Source organism: Streptomyces sp. NPDC002784 (genome assembly GCF_053592135.1).
This window is the reverse complement of record NZ_JBSFVD010000163.1, coordinates 1-1,627: the sequence shown is the minus strand read 5'-3', so window position 1 is coordinate 1,627 and position 1,627 is coordinate 1. Positions and strand designations below refer to the sequence as shown.

The window sequence follows — 1,627 nt, the reverse complement described above, 5'->3', positions numbered from 1 at the left end:
CACGGCCCGTACCGTTCCGGCACGTCGCGCCACGGCGCACCGGTCCTGGTCCGCCACCGTATGCCGTCTATCAACTGCCGCCGGGTCCACACCGGAGGACGGCCCGGCTTCTTGCCCAGCGGCAGCAACGGCTCGAGCCGGGCCCACTGGTCGTTCGTCAGATCACCACGCCCCACGACAAGTGATCATTCACGACCAAGATCGACTTTCGCAACACGCCCTAGATCAATGAACACTCCTTGTGCTCATATGGGTGCGCTGCGTAATCGCGCTATGAAGGGACCCCTCCATGACTGAGCCGCAAGCCACCGAGCAGCAGATCCGCGAAGCCCTCGCCGCCTCGCCCATCATCCTGGCCCCTGGGCCCGAGGAGCCGCCCACCCAGATCCCGCCGGTCCCGAACGACGTGTGGGACCTCCCGGGGGGCACCGCCTGGGTGTACTACGCCGAGGGCGGCGACCGGCTCAGCAAGCCCGTGATCGCCGCCGACGGGTTCAACATGGGACCGAGCGACATCGGCATGCTGTGGCAGGGCCTGGACTGGGGGCAGTACGCCTTCTTCAGCGAGCTGCGCCGCCGCGGGCACGACATCATCGTCCTCGGCTTCCACGAGCGCAGCACCGCGATCCAGCAGAACGCGGACGCCGCGATCGAAGCGATCAGGCGCGCCGGCGCCGAGCGCCAGGGCGGTCACCCGCTCGCCGTCGGCGGCTTCAGCATGGGCGGCCTCGTCACCCGCTACGCCCTCACCAAAATGGAGTCCCAGCGGGTCGACCACCAGACCGGCCTGTACTGGTCGTACGACACCCCGCACCGCGGCGCCTGGATCCCCATCGGCCTCCAGGCGTTCGCGCACTATTCGCGGAAGCTCAATGACGCCTTCTCCCGCCAGATCAACAGCCCGGCCGCCCGACAGCTGCTGGCCTGGCACATCGAGGAATGGGACGACAAGCCCGGCGTGGACGAACTGCGCGAACAACTCCTCGCCGAGCTGGAGCAGATGGGCAACTGGCCCGCGATTCCCTTGAAGATCGGCGTCGCGAACGGCGTCGCAACCGGTCAGGGCAACGGCATCAAGCCTGGCGGACACGCGGTCGAGGGCAAGGGCCTGACCATTCTCGGTACCAACCTCTACGCCCAGCGCAGCGGCGACAACCAGATCGTCGCGACCCTGCGGCTGCTGACCCCGCCGCCGGCCAAGGAAGTTCCGACCGACGACATCCCCGAGATCGACGGGGCCCCCGGCGGGACCCTGCAGGGCTTCGGCATCCTGGCCGACAAGCTCAACGAGCAGCCGCTCTTCTTCGGTCTCAAGACCGACGCCCACATCCGCGACCACTCGTTCGTACCCTCCGTCAGCGCCGTCGCCATCCGCGACGTAACCACCGACGCCGACCTGTACGTCGACATCACCGGCCTCGAACCGCAGACGAGCGAGCTCGACGACTTCAGGCTGGCCTCGCAGAACGAGCCGCACACCCTGATGACCACGGAGCTGGGCGGCTGGATCGTCGAACAGATCGACAGCTGGGCTAGTAGGGCTTGGTCAGGTCCGTAGTGGGGTGGGTATGTCGCGGTGGCAGGTGGGGCAGGCGCCGGTCCAGAGGGCGAGGAGTGTCTGCAGCTC

2 protein-coding genes are annotated in these 1,627 nt (G+C 67.9%); one reads left to right on the top strand and one right to left on the bottom strand.

Annotation, left to right across the window (positions count from 1 at the left end):
• A partial coding sequence (locus tag ACWD1Z_RS37485; protein WP_451125394.1) for a transposase occupies positions 1-176 on the bottom strand: 176 nt, incomplete at its 3' end.
• A gap of 113 nt (positions 177-289) precedes the next feature.
• On the opposite strand from ACWD1Z_RS37485, the gene ACWD1Z_RS37480 reads away from it, so the two are divergent.
• Positions 290-1,558: an esterase/lipase family protein gene (locus tag ACWD1Z_RS37480; RefSeq protein ID WP_451125392.1), complete on the top strand. Its 1,269-nt coding sequence runs from the start codon at positions 290-292 to the stop codon at positions 1,556-1,558.
• Positions 1,559-1,627 lie beyond the last annotated feature (69 nt).

Excerpts from the sequence above, each read along its gene's own strand:
- ACWD1Z_RS37480 (WP_451125392.1), top strand. The coding sequence starts at position 290 with ATGACTGAGCCGCAAGCCACCGAGCAGCAGATCCGCGAAGCCCTCGCC.